We start from the raw sequence: 16784 nt of genomic DNA, 5'->3' as shown, positions 1-16784 counted from the left end.
CTTGTTGGCTAATTTCAGTAAAGTAGCGCTTTCAACTCTAATGCTACAATGAGCATATGAATCATAAAAGTTTTCTATTAGACGAAGAAGGCGGCGATGGCATGAACCTATCGAATATCGCAGTACAGCTGTATACGTTGCGTGACTATTGCAAGACGGAAGCAGATTTGGAGCAGTCTCTCAAAAAAGTAGCAGATATCGGTTATCAAGCGGTTCAAGTATCGGGGATTGGCCCCATTGCGCCAGAGAAGGTAAAAGAGCTTGCTGACGCTGCGGGCCTTCGCATTTGCGCGACGCATGTCGGACTTGATTCCTTGCTTCATGATTTCGACAATACCGTTCAGAAGCACAAGCTGTGGAACTGCAAGTACGTAGGGCTCGGCAGCTTGCCTGATGAGAACCGGACGAGCGCAGAAGGATATTCCAGCTTCGCCAAGACGGCTACAGAAATCGGCCGTAAGCTGCAAGAGCATGGCCTGCAATTTATTTATCATAACCATCAATTCGAATATCAGAAATTCGAAGGCAGAACAGGCATGGACATTTTGCAGCAGGAGACGGATTCAACAGCCGTAGGCTTTGAGCTGGATACGTATTGGGTGCATGTCGGCGGGGTGAATCCGGTTGATGCCATTCATCAGGTAAAGGGACGCATGGGCGTCGTTCATCTTAAGGATTTGGAAATCGTAGATTATCAGCAAGTATTCGCGGAAATCGGAGAGGGCAACCTGAATTTCAAAGCGATTATAGAGGCATGCAGAGAAATCGGCGTGGAATGGTATGTAGTGGAGCAGGATGTTTGCAGACGCGATCCATTCGAAAGCTTGGCGATCAGCTTCCGCAATTTGCAGCCGTTTTTGTAAACCAAACGAAGGCAAGCAGGGAAAGGGCTCAGCATACAAAGAAATCAGATGCAGCACTGCATCTGATTTTTCGTGCGAATGCTCTTTAACAAAAAAGAAGATTGACAAGGAAGCTGAAATCATATATCTTTAATTTAAGATAACTCAATTAAAGATATTCGTGCGCAGCGGAAAAGATTATAAGAGATTCCTTAAGCTGGCGCAATCAATGAGGAGGCCGACGAGGAATGGAAGAAAAGAAGGTTACGTGGCTGGAGCTGTTTTATGACTTATTGTTTGTCGCTGCCATATCCAAAGCAACGCATGTGCTGCTCCATGTTGAACATGGCACCATTTCACTGGAGCATCTCTCTAAATTCATTCTTATTTTCATACCGATCTGGTGGGCTTGGGTAGGGCAGACGGTCTATAACAATCGGTTTGGGCGTGACCTTGCTTCACACCGCATTTTTATGATTCTACAGCTGTTTTTTGTTTTAATTATGACGGCCAGCCTGAATGTGGATTTTGATTCCAATTACATTCCGTTTTTTATAGGATATATAGGCTCCAGGGCATTGACCGCGATCCAATATATGATTACACAAAAGGTGGAAGTGTCCAACAGGCAGGAAACGGCTAGGTTCTTCGGCAAATATTTCTGGCTCGGCATTATCATCTCTGCTTTTTCACTCTTTTTTGATTCATGGATTAGATACGCCATTCTATATGTCGGCATTGCCGTTGATATTCTCGTTCCTCTTATTGGCCGCAAGCATTTGGTGAAAACGCCGGTGCACACCGCGCACCTATTAGAGAGATTCGCGCTCTTTACATTGATCCTGCTTGGAGAATCGGTCATAAGCATGCTTGCCGTACTGCAGTCTGATAAGCTTACAGGCTCTTCTATTCTATTTGCTGCAATGGCTTTTGTTCTGGTCATAGGCATATGGTGGCAGTATTTCGAAAACGTGGAGAAAAATGTGGACAAAGCGAAGCGAACGGCAGGCCAGACGATCATGTACGGACATTTGTTCATTTATTTGTCGCTAAGCATGATTGCCGCTTCCATCCAGCTCTTATATCTTAACCAGCTGGATTACCGGTTCATGGTCGGATTTATATTCGCATCGGTGCTGTTGTACCTGTGGTCGGTCATGTTTGTCCTTTACGCGTACCGTTACAAGCATTTAAAACCGAAGCTAAGCATCATTATCGGGTTGACTGTGCTGCTAGGCGTCTTGTTTGCTTTAAATATGAGCATAACCGTTGCTCCACCCGTTATTTTGGCAGAAATCATGTTATTCTTTCTCGTATTTGCCAAAGTGACCCATCGGTGAGAGGCTGAATGAATAATATTATCGGAAGCGATACGATGTGAAAACGTTTATACCTTTGATAGACTTACCACAATTTGAAGCGAGGGATACATGAATGAAAATTGGTGTGATTTGCGACGATTATTGGCATCCGGGCAAGCTTGTCACGGAAGGCTTGGAGCTCCTTAGCGAGCAGGGGTATACCTTTCATTACATTCAGCATGCATCGGAGTGGTCGAGAGAGTGGATGAATGAGCATGATGCCGTTGTGCTTGCCAAGTCAAACCAAGTTTCGGCTGTCGACGAAACGCCATGGCTGACTCCAGATATTCAGCAGCAGTTCCAAAGCTACGTGGAGGAAGGCAAAGGGCTGCTCGTGCTTCATGCGGGAGCGGTTGGCTACCGTGCCGAGCCGCTATTCTACGAGCTTGTTGGCGGTGTGTTCGAGCATCATCCGGAGGCATGCCCGGTGACGATTTCTAGTCTCAATGAAGAGTTGGGAATTGCAATCGCGCAAGGAACTTATACGATACATGATGAGCATTATTTTATGGAAGTGATCGACGAGCGTATTCAAGTATTCATGCAATCAGAGTCGGTGCATGGCACGCAGCCGGCCGGTTGGGTAAGGGAGCAAGGAAAAGGCCGGGTATGCGTGCTGACGCCAGGGCATTTCCTTCATGTCTTGCAGCATACGGACTATCAAGCAACCATTAAAAATGCGATTAATTGGGTAAGCGCCGCTCGCAGCTAGGCAGGAGAAATTACTGAAACGAATGAATCGAATACCAGGTCTTGCTCGCAAATGAATTCGCTTTCTCGTAGTGATGACCTGTATAATTAGGAATAGCAATACATTTCATTATTTTATTCAGAGGAGTGAATGGATTAATGTCTCTACAAACGATTAAATGGGGAATTCTCGGTCCAGGCTGGATTTCATCTAAGTTTGCAGCCGATTTGGCATTCGCAGCCGGTGCGGAGCTAGTTGCCGTTGGCGGAAGAAACTTGGAGAAGTCGGAGAAATTCGCCAAGCAATTCAATATTTCGCGTGCATATGGGAGCGTAGAAGAGCTGGCCCAAGACGCTGAGGTTGATATTGTATATGTAGGAACGCTTCATCCGATACATAAAGAAAACGTGCTTGAGCTGCTTCGCGCAGGTAAAGCCGTTGTTTGCGAGAAGCCGTTTACGATGAACGCCGCTGAAGCAAAGGAAATCATCGAACTAGCCCGAGATAAAAAAGTGTTCCTCATGGAAGCCATGTGGACGCGGTTTCTTCCACCGATCCGTAAAGTGATGGAATGGATCGCTGCGGATAAAATCGGCGAGGTTCGTTTAGTGAAAGCGGATTTCGGCTTTGATATCGGCTGGGCGCCCGAAAGTCGTTTGCTTGATCCTGCGCTGGGCGGCGGCGCGCTTCTTGATGCCGGTATTTACCCGGTATCCTTCGCATCATTAATTTATGGCGAAGCGCCAGCCAAAATCATGAGCAGTGCCCGCATAGGCGCAACGGGAGTGGACGAGCAGTTCTCGCTGCTGTTCGAATATGAGGGCGGTCGCACCGCTGCGCTGAATGGGGCTGTTCAGCTAGGCATGGTCAGTGACGCTTACATTTACGGTACGAAGGGACACATCCATGTGCCGAACTTCCTATTCGGGAAGTCGGCAAGCCTTCATGCGAAGGGTGCTGACGCTGAATCGTTTGTCGACAACCGTCAGGCAGAAGGTTACGCATTCGAAGCGGAGGAGGCAATGAATGCGCTCCGCGAAGGCAGGCTCGAGAGCTCGATTATCCCGTTAGACGAGACATTGACAATCATGGCTACACTCGATGAGATCAGAAAGCAATGGGGACTTCGTTACCCGGCTGATGAATAAGCGCTGCTAGGCAGCTTTAATGGCCAAGTGCGAGACCTTTAAAGCGATATTCTTCAGGCGAAAATAAAAGGAGCGGCCCCCTAGCGATCATCTTGGGGGCGCTCCTTTTGTATTTGTATAGAGAATGGCGGGCTAGCGTTACGCTTTGACAGCTTGCAGCCATGCATGCGCGATGAGCGCGGCACCAGCCGGTGACGGATGAACGCCGTCCGGCGCCCAATAGGCTGGGCCTGTCTGGGTTGCGGCCTGAGCGAATAATCCGTCGAGAGGAACGTACAGCGTCTTGAATTCTCCAGCAAGCTCGCGAACCGCTTGAATCTTCGGATCCAAATCCTCACGCCATTGCTTCTGGCTGTCATTGACAGGCAGCACGAAAGGTTCAATTAGGATGAGATTAGCATTTAATTGCTCCTTCGCTGTATGAAGCAGACGGCGGTAAGTCACGTAATATTCTTCCGTGCTAAGCGGGTTGTTGCTGTCATAACGGCGCCAAGTATCATTGATCCCTACGTACACGGACAACCAGGTCGGAGTCAGCGATAGACAGTCCTCTTCCCATCTGCGTTCCAAATCTACGACGCGGTCTCCGGATACGCCCCTGTTCAGAAATGCAGCCTGTTTCTCAGGATATTTGCTTTTGAACAATGCGGTGACAAGATTAGCATAGCCAGATCCGAGGTTAGCGCTGTCGCTGCGGTTTCGTCCGGCATCGGTAATGCTGTCTCCTTGAAATAATACGACTGCGTTCTGTTCAATTACTGTCATTCTAAACCCTCCAATAGTTTGTAATGATGGTCATGATAGGGTGTCATAGATAGCCAAGGGGTACCATTTCTGCAAGCGCCATCATTGTATCTGCTGCTTTATCATACATACGGTTGACATCGAAGGTCAATACCATTCGCGAGTATCGATTCTCGTAAAATAGGAAACAATTACTACGGAAGTTTCTATTTATATTTGTCGTTATTTCCTATTTAATAGAAGGAGGGGAAACAAAGGGTTTTAAGGACATGCAAACTATTAGTGGAATATTCTGAAAATTAAGAAATATAATATAAGTATACGATTTGCTAGATTATCTTAACTTTTCTTCATGATTTACTCATGAAAGTTTAATGTTCGTGTTCTATAATCGAATTAAGGGAGTGATGGGAATGACCTCTTCTTACTTCAATGAATGGCTGGATGAATACAATGATTATATGAGACTGTACATGTTTTTTGGCGATGAGTGCTACCTAGAGCACGCGCAGGAGACATTGGCGAGCTTAAAAGCCATTATCGTTCGCGCGGAGCGTCATCAAGACATCGTATGTAAAATAATGAGCAATACGGTTCATGCTTATTGAGAATGACGCAATGGAGCAAACCAACCACGAAAATCCTAAAGCTTATGCATGCTAATGAAGACTAGCATATGTAGGCTTTAGGATTTTTTTAAAATAAGGAAAGTATATCATTTCGCCAACTTTCTCTATATTTCTACGCGAAACGTAAGCTTAACCGCCAGAGGACGGCTTCAGCCGTTTACGCTTGTTGTACGAAATTCATGTTTATGGACTCGCATAAGAATCTAAGCGCTCAATTAATGGTATACTGGTTAGTAATGATAACGAGGAGCAAGATTCGGAAAGATGCTTTAGCTGCATTTTAAGAAGTTTAACTCGGCATAGAAGACATGATGGAGTGATGATATGAGCGGAGCAAAGGGTAAAGGCGGGACAGGCAGAGGAACGGATAAAAAGGGCTGGAACCGCTGGCAAGCAGGGGAAAAGAAGAAATTAGCGAAAAAAGTGTTTGGCAGAAACAAAAACGGGAAGAGCGCCGAGGGCGAGAATGGCAAGCCAGACGCTGCCGGGACGCCGAATGCTAAGAGCGCTAACATGACCAAAGGCAGTACAGCCTTTAAAGGCGGAACTTCGGTTAAAAGCAAGAATACATCGAAATAATTCGCGTTTAGAATCGGTTGCAAGGGATAGGCCGCGGTTTGCCGGAAGGTGAAGCCTGCGGTCTTTTTATTGTTTTTTTGTAGAAACGCAAGGTAGACACTTCCATTTTTTTTGATTTCAATTAGAATGGGGGTAACGCTTTCAAACGGAAAGCAGCTATTATAAACAGCTCAACAATATAGGAGGTAGTTGAAATGCCGTCAGTCGACATGTCGTTGGATCAATTAAAAAGCTATGAGGGCGTGAGTCCGCGTCCTGATGATTTTGATGCGTACTGGGATAGGGCCATTGCGGAGATGAAGGCGGTTGATCCGCAAATCGAGCTTGTTCCAAGCAGCTTCCAGGTTCCATACGCGGAATGCTTTGATTTGTATTTCACAGGCGTACGCGGCGCGCGTATCCATGCCAAATACATAAAGCCCAAAAACGTGTCGGAGCCGCATCCCGCAATTGTGCAATTCCACGGCTATAGCGGCCATTCAGGCTCTTGGCATGATAAGCTCGGTTATGCGGCGCTCGGCTACTCCTTTTTCTCTCTCGATTGCCGCGGGCAAGGCGGGTACTCGGAGGACACCGGGGGCGTTAAGGGAACTACGCTCAACGGGCATATTATTCGAGGCTTGAACGATCATCCAGACGAGCTGCTGTTCCGCCATATCTTCCTGGATACTGCGCAGCTTGCAGGGATTGCAATAAATAGCCCTGAGGTTGATCCGGAGCGGGTATATGCAATGGGAGGTTCTCAAGGCGGCGCATTAACGATCGCCTGCGCGGCGCTTGAGCCGAGAATCAAGAAGCTTGCACCTGTTTTCCCATTTTTAAGCGATTATAAACGGGTATGGCAAATGGATCTGGCTAAGGATGCTTATGCGGAGCTGCGCACCTTCTTCCGCCACTTTGACCCTCAGCATAAACGGGAGGAAGAAATTTTCACGAAGCTTGGCTACATCGACATCCAATTTCTAGCCTCGCGTATCCGCGGCGAAGTATTGTTCGCCGTAGGCTTAATGGATACGATCTGCCCGCCGTCAACGCAGTTTGCTGTATATAACAAAATAACGGCGCAAAAAAACCTCGAAATCTATCCAGACTTCGGGCATGAAGACCTGCCTGGCTTCTCAGATATGACGATGCAATTTTTTCTACAAGATTAGGCATAATAGGAAGACTCGATAAAGCAGAGCGGTTTATAGAAGGGCGATCGTGCAGAGCAAAGGCTGCATGATCGCCTTTTTGTTTCATTCTCAGAGAGTTTGAGTTCTTTTGCAGAATCGTGTAGGCAAAAGGTCTCTGGTTTTGTTCTGAACCTGATTTTTTTTGGGTCTGAAACACTATGAAATCTCTCATAATTGATTGTCCTGCCGATAGTTAAGCACTATAATGGTCATAATGCATGGATAATATTGTGAAAAGTTATAACCTGTCAAATATACTCGCAAAGTGGTGACTAATGCTGGCGCTTACCCGTTACAAAAATAATCGGTCATGGAATCGATGGGTGCTATCCTTCTACTGGGTTCTTTCTGCTCTCGTTCTGATACTAGCCGAAAGCATTCATCTTATTTCAGGGGGATTAAAAGAATGGTCCAGGAGCTATATCTTTCCTCCCCAATATTTCATGACGGCAGCGTCTTTAATTAGCGCTTTGTTGATAGCAGAAGCATTCATTCGCTATTTGAAATCATATTTTGATTATGTTCTTATTATAATCGGCTATGTGTTTGCCATGGTCATCATGCTCGGGTTTGGCAAAAATATCGACGGTCTTTATGTGAGCCTGGATGTCCCTATTATCGTTTCATTGTTCTATCTTAGCAGGCGGCGGCTGTGGTTCTCGGTACTGCTCACGCTAGGCAGTCTCTTTTTATTTTTGATGGTCAGCGATTCCATACGGGCACAGATTAATCATTATGATTTGATTGCACTGCTTGGCATGATTATCGGGACAGCCATAATTGGCGTTGGCATCTTGAAAAGAGGGACAGAGCTTCGGCAATCGCTCGAGAGGGCGGTAAGCTCGGAGATAGAAGCCTTCATTGACTCGGTCTCCACACAGAGCGCGTCCAAGTATGATCATCTTACGAGCCTGTATAACCATATCACCTATCAAGAATATTTAACTGCGCTCACCGAGCAGCATGCTGCGTATGATATGCCGCTCCAGCTTGCTGCGCTGGATATCGACAATTTCAAAAGCATTAACGATAGATTTGGTCATCATGTCGGAGACACGATTCTTCAAGAAACCGCCTTGATGCTGAAGTCGTCGATCTCAAGCGAGGACATAGCTGCAAGGTACGGAGGGGAGGAATTTGTTCTGCTCCTGACTGGCAAGACGATGGAGGAAAGCTGTCGTTTGCTTGAGCGGATTCGGGAGCGACTCGCCTCAACCGAATTTCCCCAGCTTGCGGGCCAGCGCGTGACAATCAGCATCGGGTTAGCCGAGTATAGCGAGGAGCTTGGGAAAAGTGCCTTGTTCAAGCTGGCGGACGGTTATTTATACGATGCGAAACGCGCTGGGAAGAATCGTGTCGTCTCGCCGCTTCAAAGGGGGGGATCGAGCGGATGAGAAAATGGTTCACTGCTCCTAAGCATTTATCGAATTGGAATAATAGAATGCGGCTCTCCTATTGGGCGATGAGCCTCCTCTCCATAGCAGCTGTAATGATGACTTGGGTGCTTGTGGCTAACGATAATCCGGAGAGATTGCCAGCTTTTTTGGAGAAGCAGGTATTGATCAGAAACAGCTTAGTATTTGGAACGTTGATTGTAGCAGAAGTGATTTACCGTCTAAAAAGCAGTCTGCAGGATTATATTATTATTTTTTTGGGCTCCTGCTTTGCCGCCATTACGCTTGCCTTGTCCTCGCCTCATGTGACGGGCGTCCAAATCGTAATGGTCCTGCCCATATTGGTTTCAATTCTGCACTTTAATTATGGAAAGGTTTTATTCGCATGCTGGATTACGATGATTACCTATCTAATCGTTATGACAGTCGTTCCTGTTTACCGCTATGAGTTCTCTCTTTCGCAGAAGGCAGTGGGCTTCTCTTTTCTTATTATCGTTACGCTTGCCGCGCTTGGCATTGTCAATCGCGGGCTGCAAATGATGAGGGAAGAGAAGGCCGCATTGCGGAGCGAGAAAAAGCATCGGCTGCAGCAGCAGGCTGCCCACGAGGCGTCAAGCTTGGATGCTTTGACCGGGCTGGAGAATCATAAAACGTTTCAAGAACGAATGCGAGCAGCGATTGAAGAAGGAGAGAATAGGCCGATTCATCTTGCTATTGTCGATATTGATAACTTCAAGCTAGTCAATGATACATTCGGTCATGCGGTTGGAGATACCGTGTTGCGCAAAGTAGGGAAGCTGCTCCGCGATTGCTCACAGGATGGCATCATTCCGTCACGCTATGGCGGCGAGGAGTTTACCATTATTTTTAAAAGAATGAGTGGAAAAGCGGTTGCTGAATGGCTGGAGAGAATTCGAATAGAAACAGAGCGTCTGCGATTCGAAGAAATGGATGAGCACCATGTAACGATTAGTATCGGCTTCCATCAGCTGCAAGCGGGGGAGACGCGCGATGTGCTGTTCCAACAGGCAGACAAAGCGCTATATTCGGCAAAAAGCAGCGGCAAGAATAGGATTATGTGGTGATGCTGCATCTGTTAAGTGCTATACATACAAAGCGAGGTGGCAACATGATATGAGCGACTATCAACCTATACTGCTTTTGCTGTTATTTATCGTGCCTGTCATCTATTTAATGGATACTTCACTCGTAATCATTAGACGGAATGCTAATCATATGGAGAATCGGCTTGCTTCGCTTACTACGGCTTCGCTTGCGGTTATGATTTTTTTTCAATATGTGCAGCAGCTGCTTCCTGAGGCGTATACGCTGAATCTTGCGGCATATCTCATCTATCCGGTTTCCATTGCTGCTGCTGGATGTGGTCTGCTGTTTCATCTAGCTGCCGCGAAAGTCTACCACCGATTATCGCATACGAAATGTATCATGATTTCTGCTGTGCCGCTTGTATTATATGTCGTTCTTATAGTTGCTAAAGGAACGGGATTTTTCTTTCTAGGCGTGAAATCCGAGGAGCTGTGGAAGCAGGCTTTGTTTGCTCCAGCCATGTATATCATATTCGGATTGATCGTTTTAATCTCCATTTTAAATCTTGTCATTTGCCTGGCTGCAAGGACCCGAGCGGCAAGCATCGTCGAGCGCCAGCGATGGCTAGTGCTTTTTAAAGCGAATTTGTATTATCTATTGGCTGCCGTTCTGGTTTCGGTAACGGTCGTCTCGCTTGCTCCTTATTTCTACATTCCCGATTCGGTTGTGTTTTTAGTTACGATCATCTGGTGCATATCGCTGCGAATTTATATGAAATATGATATATTGCCGTCTGCCAAAAAGAAGTATGAGCTGCTCTATCAATTTTCACCTACCGCGATTATGATGCTCGACAAGCATATGATCATTAAGGAAGCGAACCCCGGCGCACTGTCGGTGCTTGGCTATAAGAAAGAAAATGAAGTACAGAATCTCTCTTTGGCTGCGTTTATTGAAGGGAGCGAGAGGGCAAGCATAGCGGAGGAATATCAGGCATCACTACTCAAAGGGGCGTGGCGCAACCGTGAGATTGCCATCTTAGACCGGGCAGGGAAGAAACGGGTCATTCTGATGGATACCGAGTTGATGGCTGAAGGAGAAAGGCTATTCGTGCTTGCCGTCATTCGGGATATTACGCAGCAGAAGGAAGAGGCATCCCTCGTCCATTTCATGGCGCATCACGACATGCTGACCAAGCTCCCGAACCGCTATCACTTCAATAGAGAGCTTGAGGCTTCTTTGGAAGCGGTGAAAACCTCCAAGGCTTTGCTGGGCGTCATGCTCGTTGATTTGGACCGCTTTAAGCTCATTAACGATACACTGGGCCACCAATACGGGGATGAAGCATTGAATGAAGTGGCAAAGCGGCTGTACAACAGCGTCGATAAACGGCATCTGCTCGCTCGTCTCGGCGGCGATGAGTTTATTATATTAATCCGGGGAGCGCACGAATACGACGAAATCGTGTCGCTCGCCGAGAATATCCATCAAGTGTTCCAGCTGCCGATTTCGCTTCAAGGCCAAGATTTTTATTTGGGCGGGAGCATTGGAATCAGCGTCCATCCGTTTGACGATGACAGCTCTGACGGCCTCATTAAACGAGCGGACATTGCGATGTATAACGCGAAGCATAGCGGAGGCAATCAGTATCGCTTGTACACGAACGAAATGATCGCGCTCGTACAGCGGGATGTCAGGCTGGAGAAGCATCTGCGCAAGGCGCTTAAGCGCAAGGAGTTCGTATTGTACTACCAGCCTCAGGTTGATCTGGAGACGGGTAAGCTGATTGGGGCGGAGGCGCTTATTCGCTGGCATTCTGCAGAGCTTGGCATCGTGCATCCCGGAGAATTCATTACGCTTGCGGAACAGACCGGATTAATTAACGAGATCGGCCAATGGGTCATCGCGGAGGCATGCCAGCAAGGAAGGCTATGGCAAGAGCAGGGCTGGGATGATTTCATGCTGTCGGTCAATGTCTCCTCCAGGCAATTCATGCAGCCCGACTTCGTCAACAAGGTACAGGATATCTTGCGCTCGAGCAGGCTGGTGCCCGATCGCTTATGTTTGGAAATAACGGAGAGCATGGTCGTCAACAACCTGAACGTAGCGAGAAAAATGCTGGATGAGCTCGTTGCTTTAGGCATTCATATTGCCATAGACGATTTCGGAACAGGTTATTCTTCACTAAGTGTAATTAGGCAACTGCCAATCGCTATTATTAAGATCGATCGATCTTTTATTACGGATATGGATGCCTATCAGGGAGGATTGTCAATCGTGAAGACGATCGTGTCCATGGGACATGATCTTCATAAGCAGGTCGTCGCCGAGGGGGTCGAAACAAAGGAACAGCGGGATCGCCTAAGACAGCTGGGCTGCGATAAGGCGCAAGGTTTCTTCTATCACAAGCCGCTTCCTTTAGCCGAATTCAACAAGTTGATTGCGGCGAAGTAGCGTTTCATAAAGAGCGGCGCTGCTGCGAAATAATTTTTCATAATAGGCATGGCATAAAAGAACCTTCAACTCGCGATTAAGCGGAGTTGAAGGTTCTTTTAATCTAAAGTGGAAGTCACAAGTTTAGAGAACGGCCTTTGGGACAGCCGAATATTACAGCATTTCCGTATCTATGATACGCCAGTGATGCTTCAGCGTGCATTCCAAGGCCTCTTTGTCCTTTGACCGGAACAACTCTAAAATTTTGCGATGCTCCGCGTTGACTTCCTTGAGAACGTCAGCAAGCTTCTGTTTGTCTTCACTTGCGTAAGATTGGCGAATGAAGCTGTTTTTCAAAGAGTTTAGCGTTTCGATTAGCACGGGATTATCGCATTTCTTTATGTAAATGTCATGGAAGTTGTATTGGTCCATATAATAATCTAAGAAATGCTGATGGCTGATATCCAGGTCGATCTTATCGACGATACCCTCCATCGCTTTCATATCTGAATCACTCAGCTGCTCGATGCACAGTGTAGCTGCAAGCGCATCCAATACGCCGATAATACGAGAGAAATCTAGTTTTTTCTTGGGATCAAAGGCTTTGACGGTAAAACCCCGTCTTGGCAAATAGTCCAGAAGATTGTCCGAGGATAGCTGGAACAAAGCCTCGCGCGTTGGCGTGCGGCTAATATCCAGCTTTTTGCAAATCTCCGCTTCATTTACTTTTTGATTGGGGAGCAGCGTGCCATCTTGTATTTTTTGTGCAATATATTCGTAAACATGGTCCTTTAAGGACTGATATTTTGGCGCTTGCATGCGGAGACCTCTTTTCTACCTTTAACGGGTAAAGGTGATTGTGATTATTTATATGGTGATGTCGCAATTAAATAGTTATGTAAAGTCCGGCATCCGTTGTTTTTACTATTTTAACACCTGATCATAACGTTATACAAGCAAATGTACGCTACTATACATGTTAGGAAATCTGACCTTTAATCGCAATGAACAGCATATACATAAAAAAACATTGTACATAGCTATAGCCGATGTTATAATTACTGACATCACTTATGTATATTGTATACAGATTTAACTCCGAGCCTGTTCGGGGGATTTTAAACTAAACGAGATAAAGAAATGGGAGAGATGGAAATGAAGAAAAAGTTATCGCTGCTATTGATTACGGTTATGGTTGTCTTGACGGCATGTGGTCAAAGCAAAGACGCAAACTCACCTTCGGCAACGGCCAATAATGCTGCAAGCGAATCGCCGGCCGTGGAGAAAACGACTCTAATTCTAGGCACAAGCGCAGATTATGCCCCGTTTGAATTCCACAAAACGATAGACGGCAAGGATACGATAATTGGCTTTGATATTGAAATTGCAAAAGAAATCGCGAAGGATATGAATGCAGAACTGGAAATTCAGGATATGGATTTTGACGGATTGTTGCTAGCGTTGGATACAGGCAAGGTTGATATGGTTATTTCCGGTTTGACGCCAACCGAAGAGCGCAAGAAAAACGTCGATTTTTCTGAAATCTACTATTTAACGGATCAAGGCGTGCTGGTGAGCAAAGATGCTGCAGAGCAGTTTAAAACGCTGGATGATTTGAAGGGCAAAAAAATCGGGATTCAAAAAGGCTCCATTCAAGAGGGAATCGCGCAGGAAATCGCAGATGCCAAGCTAACGGCTCTCGGCAAAATTCCGGAGCTGGTGATGGAGCTTAAGAGCGGCCGGGTAGATGCAATCATCCTGGAGAAGCCGGTTGCGGACCAATACGCGGTTGCCCAAACAGACATCGTGGTTTCTGAAGTGAAAATCGAGCAGCCTGAAGAAGAGGCTGGCGTATCGATTGCGGTTAAAAAGGGTGAGCAAGAGCTGCTTAACAAAATCGATGGGACTATCGCCCGTTTGAAGTCAAGCGGCGCCATTGACCAGTTTGTCGTTGAAGCTAATGAACTGGTTGGAGAATAAAGAACGGACGGAGTAGTTGGATATGGATTTAGACTTTAGCTTTGTGGCAGAATATTGGCCTACATTTTTGAGGGGAGCTTGGGTCACGCTGGAGTTATCATTCTTCGGCGTGGCGCTAGGCACGTTGCTTGGCGTATTGTTTGCCTTGATGCGAATCTCTCGGTGGTGGCCGGTCAAGTTCCTCGCTTCAGCTTATATTGAGGTCATACGCGGGACTCCGATGCTCGTACAAATTTTTATTATCCATTATGGCTTGACGGGGTTCGGCATTAATCTGCCGCCCTTTATTTCGGGCGTTGTCGCTTTGACCATCAACAGCTCGGCCTACATGGCAGAAGTGTTTCGTGCAGGGATTGAAGCCATTGACAAGGGGCAGACAGAGGCCGCTCGCTCCTTGGGCCTCAGCCGGGGAATGACGCTGCGATATATTGTTTTGCCACAGGCATTTCGTAACATGCTCCCTGCCATTGGGAATGAATTCATAATTATTATTAAGGATTCCTCGCTTATTTCGGTTATCGGAATAGCGGAGTTGATGTATAACGCCCGCACGGTTCAGAGCATCACCTTCTCGCCGATGGAACCGCTGTTGGTCGCCTGCGCCTTATATTTTGCAATGACGTTTACGTTATCCAGGCTGCTTGCCGTATTGGAGAGGAAGTTGAGAAGCTAATGATTGTCGTTAACGGGCTGCGTAAATCCTACGGTAAACTTGAAATATTAAAGGGAATAGATACGGAGATCCGCAAAGGTGAGGTTGTCGTCGTCATTGGCCCCAGCGGCTCGGGCAAGAGCACGTTCCTTCGCTGCTTGAATCGCTTGGAGCAGCCGACTTCCGGTGAAATTCGGCTTAATAATAGCTTGATCACAAATAAGCAATCCGAGCTTAATCAAATTCGCCAAGAAATGGGCATGGTGTTCCAGCATTTCAATCTATTTCCGCATATGAGCGTACTAGAGAATCTGACGCTTGCTCCGCGCAAGCTGAAGAAGCTGTCCAACGAAAAGGCAAATGCTAGAGCGATGGAGCTCCTGCGTGTTGTCGGGCTGGAGGATAAACATGATTCGTACCCGGATCGGCTGTCCGGCGGGCAGAAGCAGAGGGTAGCCATTGCAAGGGCGCTTGCGATGGAACCAAGCGTGATGCTTTTTGATGAACCGACATCGGCGCTGGACCCAGAGATGGTTGGGGAAGTGCTTGAAGTTATGAAGAGGCTTGCACAAAACGGAATGACCATGGTCATTGTTACGCATGAAATGGGCTTTGCACGTGAGGTTGGCGATCGGCTGCTGTTTATGGACGGGGGCTGCATAGTCGAAGAAGGAATACCGCTGCATGTCTTTCAGAATCCGCAGCATCCGCGTACGAAGGACTTTTTGGCCAAAGTATTGTAGGCATAGATATGGAAATAACATTCCTGGTGGGTAAGAACCAATCCAGGTTTTTTTACACCAGAATTTGAATATTGTATACAAATTTAGGGGGAGTGAACCTTCAAATGAAAACTTTAAAGACGACTTCGTCCGTTATGGAGCAGTCTGACCGATACGGCGCTCATAATTATCATCCGCTCCCTATTGTCATTTCAGAGGCAGAGGGCGTATGGGTGACGGATCCGGAAGGGAATCGGTATATGGATATGCTCAGTGCCTACAGCGCACTGAACCATGGGCATAGGCATCCGAAAATTATAGCCGCGCTTAAGCAGCAAGCGGATAAAGTGACTTTAACCTCGCGCGCCTTTCATAATGACGCCTTGGCGCAATTTTATGAAAAACTCGTTGCGTACACGGGTAAAACAAAAATTTTGGCTATGAATACCGGAGCCGAGGCGGTTGAGACGGCTGTGAAAGCCGTTCGCCGCTGGGCTTACCGGCAAAAGGGCGTACCGCAGGATCAAGCGGAAATCATCGTATGCACCGGCAATTTCCATGGAAGGACGATAACGGTCACTTCGTTCTCATCCTCTGAAGAATACAAGAAGGATTTTGGCCCGTTTACGCCCGGCTTCAAGCTTGTGCCCTATGGCGATCTCGCGTCGCTTGAACGAGCGATTACGCCGAATACGGCAGCTTTTCTGATTGAGCCTATTCAAGGTGAGGCAGGCATTATCATTCCTCCTGAGGGTTATCTTGCACGTGCCTATGAGTTGTGTAAGCGAAACAACGTGTTATTTGTTGCGGATGAAATCCAGACGGGCTTTGGACGCACCGGCAAACGATTCGCATGCGACTGGGAATCAGTGGAGCCAGATGTATACATCATGGGCAAGGCATTAGGCGGTGGGGTTATGCCGATCTCGGCCATCGCTGCCCATGATGACATATTGGGCGTATTCGAACCAGGCTCACACGGTTCGACATTTGGCGGAAATCCGTTAGCATGCGCGGTTTCGGTCGCGGCGCTTGAGGTGATGGAGGAAGAAGCGTTAGCGGACCGCTCTAATGAGCTAGGGCAATATTTTGCAACTAAGCTTGCCGCCATTCGACACCCTGCCATCAAAGAGGTTCGCGGCAAAGGGTTGTTTATCGGGCTGGAGCTGCATGTAGAGGCAAGGCCGTATTGCGAGAAGCTAATGGCGGAGGGGCTGCTTTGCAAGGAGACGCATGCAACGACGATTCGTTTTGCGCCGCCGCTAACGGTTACGAAGGAAGAAGTCGATTGGGCGCTGGAGCGAATAGGCATAGTGTTCCAAGTGGATGCGCAATAGGATGCTTGCAGGCAAAGACAGCGCAGAGGAAGGATGTTCATCATGGGAGT

General features: G+C 47.2%; 15 protein-coding genes and 1 pseudogene. 14 read left to right on the top strand and 2 right to left on the bottom strand.

Translation table 11 applies throughout. The annotated features are described in order from the left end of the window. Positions 1-101 precede the first annotated feature (101 nt). The 4 genes from FHS16_RS17215 to FHS16_RS17200 all read left to right on the top strand — a co-directional run bounded on the left by FHS16_RS17215 (position 102) and on the right by FHS16_RS17200 (position 4042). Positions 102-863 (top strand): sugar phosphate isomerase/epimerase family protein, encoded by a 762-nt coding sequence (locus FHS16_RS17215; protein WP_183565063.1) that lies wholly within the window; start codon positions 102-104, stop codon positions 861-863. 227 nt (positions 864-1090) lie between these two features. Further along, positions 1091-2182 carry a low temperature requirement protein A gene (locus FHS16_RS17210; protein WP_183565059.1) on the top strand — a complete coding sequence of 364 codons (1092 nt, stop codon included), beginning with the start codon at positions 1091-1093 and terminating at the stop codon, positions 2180-2182. Between the two features lie 94 nt (positions 2183-2276). Continuing rightward, positions 2277-2915 carry a ThuA domain-containing protein gene (locus FHS16_RS17205; RefSeq protein ID WP_183565056.1) on the top strand — a complete coding sequence of 213 codons (639 nt, stop codon included), beginning with the start codon at positions 2277-2279 and terminating at the stop codon, positions 2913-2915. Between the two features lie 137 nt (positions 2916-3052). Continuing rightward, complete coding sequence (locus tag FHS16_RS17200; RefSeq protein ID WP_183565053.1) at positions 3053-4042, top strand: Gfo/Idh/MocA family protein; 990 nt, start codon at positions 3053-3055, stop codon at positions 4040-4042. A gap of 138 nt (positions 4043-4180) precedes the next feature. On the opposite strand, the gene FHS16_RS17195 is transcribed toward FHS16_RS17200, so the two are convergent. Then, on the bottom strand, positions 4181-4807 hold the full coding sequence (locus FHS16_RS17195; RefSeq protein WP_183565050.1) for an SGNH/GDSL hydrolase family protein: 627 nt from the start codon (positions 4805-4807) through the stop codon (positions 4181-4183). A gap of 392 nt (positions 4808-5199) precedes the next feature. Between FHS16_RS17195 and FHS16_RS17190 the strand changes: the two genes are divergently transcribed. The 6 genes and pseudogenes from FHS16_RS17190 to FHS16_RS17165 all read left to right on the top strand — a co-directional run bounded on the left by FHS16_RS17190 (position 5200) and on the right by FHS16_RS17165 (position 12064). Next, the gene (locus tag FHS16_RS17190; RefSeq protein ID WP_183565047.1) at positions 5200-5394 is read left to right on the top strand and encodes a YodN-related protein; all 195 of its coding nucleotides are present in this window, start codon (positions 5200-5202) and stop codon (positions 5392-5394) included. Positions 5395-5739: 345 nt separating this feature from the next. Further along, positions 5740-5829 (top strand): annotated as a pseudogene (locus tag FHS16_RS32670) (DUF3934 family protein); the annotation flags it as partial. Between the two features lie 359 nt (positions 5830-6188). After that, positions 6189-7148: an acetylxylan esterase gene (locus tag FHS16_RS17180; protein WP_183565040.1), complete on the top strand. Its 960-nt coding sequence runs from the start codon at positions 6189-6191 to the stop codon at positions 7146-7148. A gap of 296 nt (positions 7149-7444) precedes the next feature. After that, the gene (locus FHS16_RS17175; protein ID WP_183565037.1) at positions 7445-8563 is read left to right on the top strand and encodes a GGDEF domain-containing protein; all 1119 of its coding nucleotides are present in this window, start codon (positions 7445-7447) and stop codon (positions 8561-8563) included. Next, positions 8560-9648: a GGDEF domain-containing protein gene (locus tag FHS16_RS17170; protein ID WP_183565035.1), complete on the top strand. Its 1089-nt coding sequence runs from the start codon at positions 8560-8562 to the stop codon at positions 9646-9648. Before FHS16_RS17175 ends, FHS16_RS17170 begins: the two co-directional genes overlap by 4 nt. A gap of 49 nt (positions 9649-9697) precedes the next feature. Beyond that, positions 9698-12064: an EAL domain-containing protein gene (locus FHS16_RS17165; RefSeq protein ID WP_183565032.1), complete on the top strand. Its 2367-nt coding sequence runs from the start codon at positions 9698-9700 to the stop codon at positions 12062-12064. A gap of 153 nt (positions 12065-12217) precedes the next feature. Here the strand turns inward: FHS16_RS17165 and FHS16_RS17160 are convergent, their stop codons facing one another. Beyond that, positions 12218-12862 (bottom strand): GntR family transcriptional regulator, encoded by a 645-nt coding sequence (locus FHS16_RS17160; RefSeq protein WP_183565029.1) that lies wholly within the window; start codon positions 12860-12862, stop codon positions 12218-12220. Positions 12863-13198: 336 nt separating this feature from the next. On the opposite strand from FHS16_RS17160, the gene FHS16_RS17155 reads away from it, so the two are divergent. The 4 genes from FHS16_RS17155 to FHS16_RS17140 all read left to right on the top strand — a co-directional run bounded on the left by FHS16_RS17155 (position 13199) and on the right by FHS16_RS17140 (position 16734). Beyond that, the gene (locus FHS16_RS17155) at positions 13199-14023 is read left to right on the top strand and encodes a transporter substrate-binding domain-containing protein (RefSeq protein WP_183565026.1); all 825 of its coding nucleotides are present in this window, start codon (positions 13199-13201) and stop codon (positions 14021-14023) included. Positions 14024-14045: 22 nt separating this feature from the next. Then, positions 14046-14696, top strand: a complete 651-nt coding sequence (locus tag FHS16_RS17150; RefSeq protein WP_183565023.1) for an amino acid ABC transporter permease — start codon at positions 14046-14048, stop codon at positions 14694-14696. Then, the gene (locus tag FHS16_RS17145; RefSeq protein WP_183565020.1) at positions 14696-15418 is read left to right on the top strand and encodes an amino acid ABC transporter ATP-binding protein; all 723 of its coding nucleotides are present in this window, start codon (positions 14696-14698) and stop codon (positions 15416-15418) included. Before FHS16_RS17150 ends, FHS16_RS17145 begins: the two co-directional genes overlap by 1 nt. A 104-nt stretch (positions 15419-15522) precedes the next feature. Then, positions 15523-16734, top strand: a complete 1212-nt coding sequence (locus FHS16_RS17140; protein WP_183565017.1) for an ornithine--oxo-acid transaminase — start codon at positions 15523-15525, stop codon at positions 16732-16734. Positions 16735-16784 lie beyond the last annotated feature (50 nt).

Origin of the sequence: Paenibacillus endophyticus (genome assembly GCF_014192395.1) — a bacterium.
In the GTDB taxonomy this organism is placed as follows: Bacteria; Bacillota; Bacilli; order Paenibacillales; family Paenibacillaceae; genus Pristimantibacillus; species Pristimantibacillus endophyticus.
This window is presented reverse-complemented; position numbering and strand designations above follow the sequence as displayed.

What these genes read in the sequence shown, in the direction of transcription:
- FHS16_RS17215 (WP_183565063.1), top strand. Translation starts at nt 102, where the DNA reads ATGAACCTATCGAATATCGCAGTACAGCTGTATACGTTGCGTGACTAT.
- FHS16_RS17210 (WP_183565059.1), top strand. Translation starts at nt 1,091, where the DNA reads ATGGAAGAAAAGAAGGTTACGTGGCTGGAGCTGTTTTATGACTTATTG.
- FHS16_RS17205 (WP_183565056.1), top strand. Translation starts at nt 2,277, where the DNA reads ATGAAAATTGGTGTGATTTGCGACGATTATTGGCATCCGGGCAAGCTT.
- FHS16_RS17200 (WP_183565053.1), top strand. Translation starts at nt 3,053, where the DNA reads ATGTCTCTACAAACGATTAAATGGGGAATTCTCGGTCCAGGCTGGATT.
- FHS16_RS17195 (WP_183565050.1), bottom strand. Translation starts at nt 4,807, where the DNA reads ATGACAGTAATTGAACAGAACGCAGTCGTATTATTTCAAGGAGACAGC.
- FHS16_RS17190 (WP_183565047.1), top strand. Translation starts at nt 5,200, where the DNA reads ATGACCTCTTCTTACTTCAATGAATGGCTGGATGAATACAATGATTAT.
- FHS16_RS17180 (WP_183565040.1), top strand. Translation starts at nt 6,189, where the DNA reads ATGCCGTCAGTCGACATGTCGTTGGATCAATTAAAAAGCTATGAGGGC.
- FHS16_RS17175 (WP_183565037.1), top strand. Translation starts at nt 7,445, where the DNA reads ATGCTGGCGCTTACCCGTTACAAAAATAATCGGTCATGGAATCGATGG.
- FHS16_RS17170 (WP_183565035.1), top strand. Translation starts at nt 8,560, where the DNA reads ATGAGAAAATGGTTCACTGCTCCTAAGCATTTATCGAATTGGAATAAT.
- FHS16_RS17165 (WP_183565032.1), top strand. Translation starts at nt 9,698, where the DNA reads ATGAGCGACTATCAACCTATACTGCTTTTGCTGTTATTTATCGTGCCT.
- FHS16_RS17160 (WP_183565029.1), bottom strand. Translation starts at nt 12,862, where the DNA reads ATGCAAGCGCCAAAATATCAGTCCTTAAAGGACCATGTTTACGAATAT.
- FHS16_RS17155 (WP_183565026.1), top strand. Translation starts at nt 13,199, where the DNA reads ATGAAGAAAAAGTTATCGCTGCTATTGATTACGGTTATGGTTGTCTTG.
- FHS16_RS17150 (WP_183565023.1), top strand. Translation starts at nt 14,046, where the DNA reads ATGGATTTAGACTTTAGCTTTGTGGCAGAATATTGGCCTACATTTTTG.
- FHS16_RS17145 (WP_183565020.1), top strand. Translation starts at nt 14,696, where the DNA reads ATGATTGTCGTTAACGGGCTGCGTAAATCCTACGGTAAACTTGAAATA.
- FHS16_RS17140 (WP_183565017.1), top strand. Translation starts at nt 15,523, where the DNA reads ATGAAAACTTTAAAGACGACTTCGTCCGTTATGGAGCAGTCTGACCGA.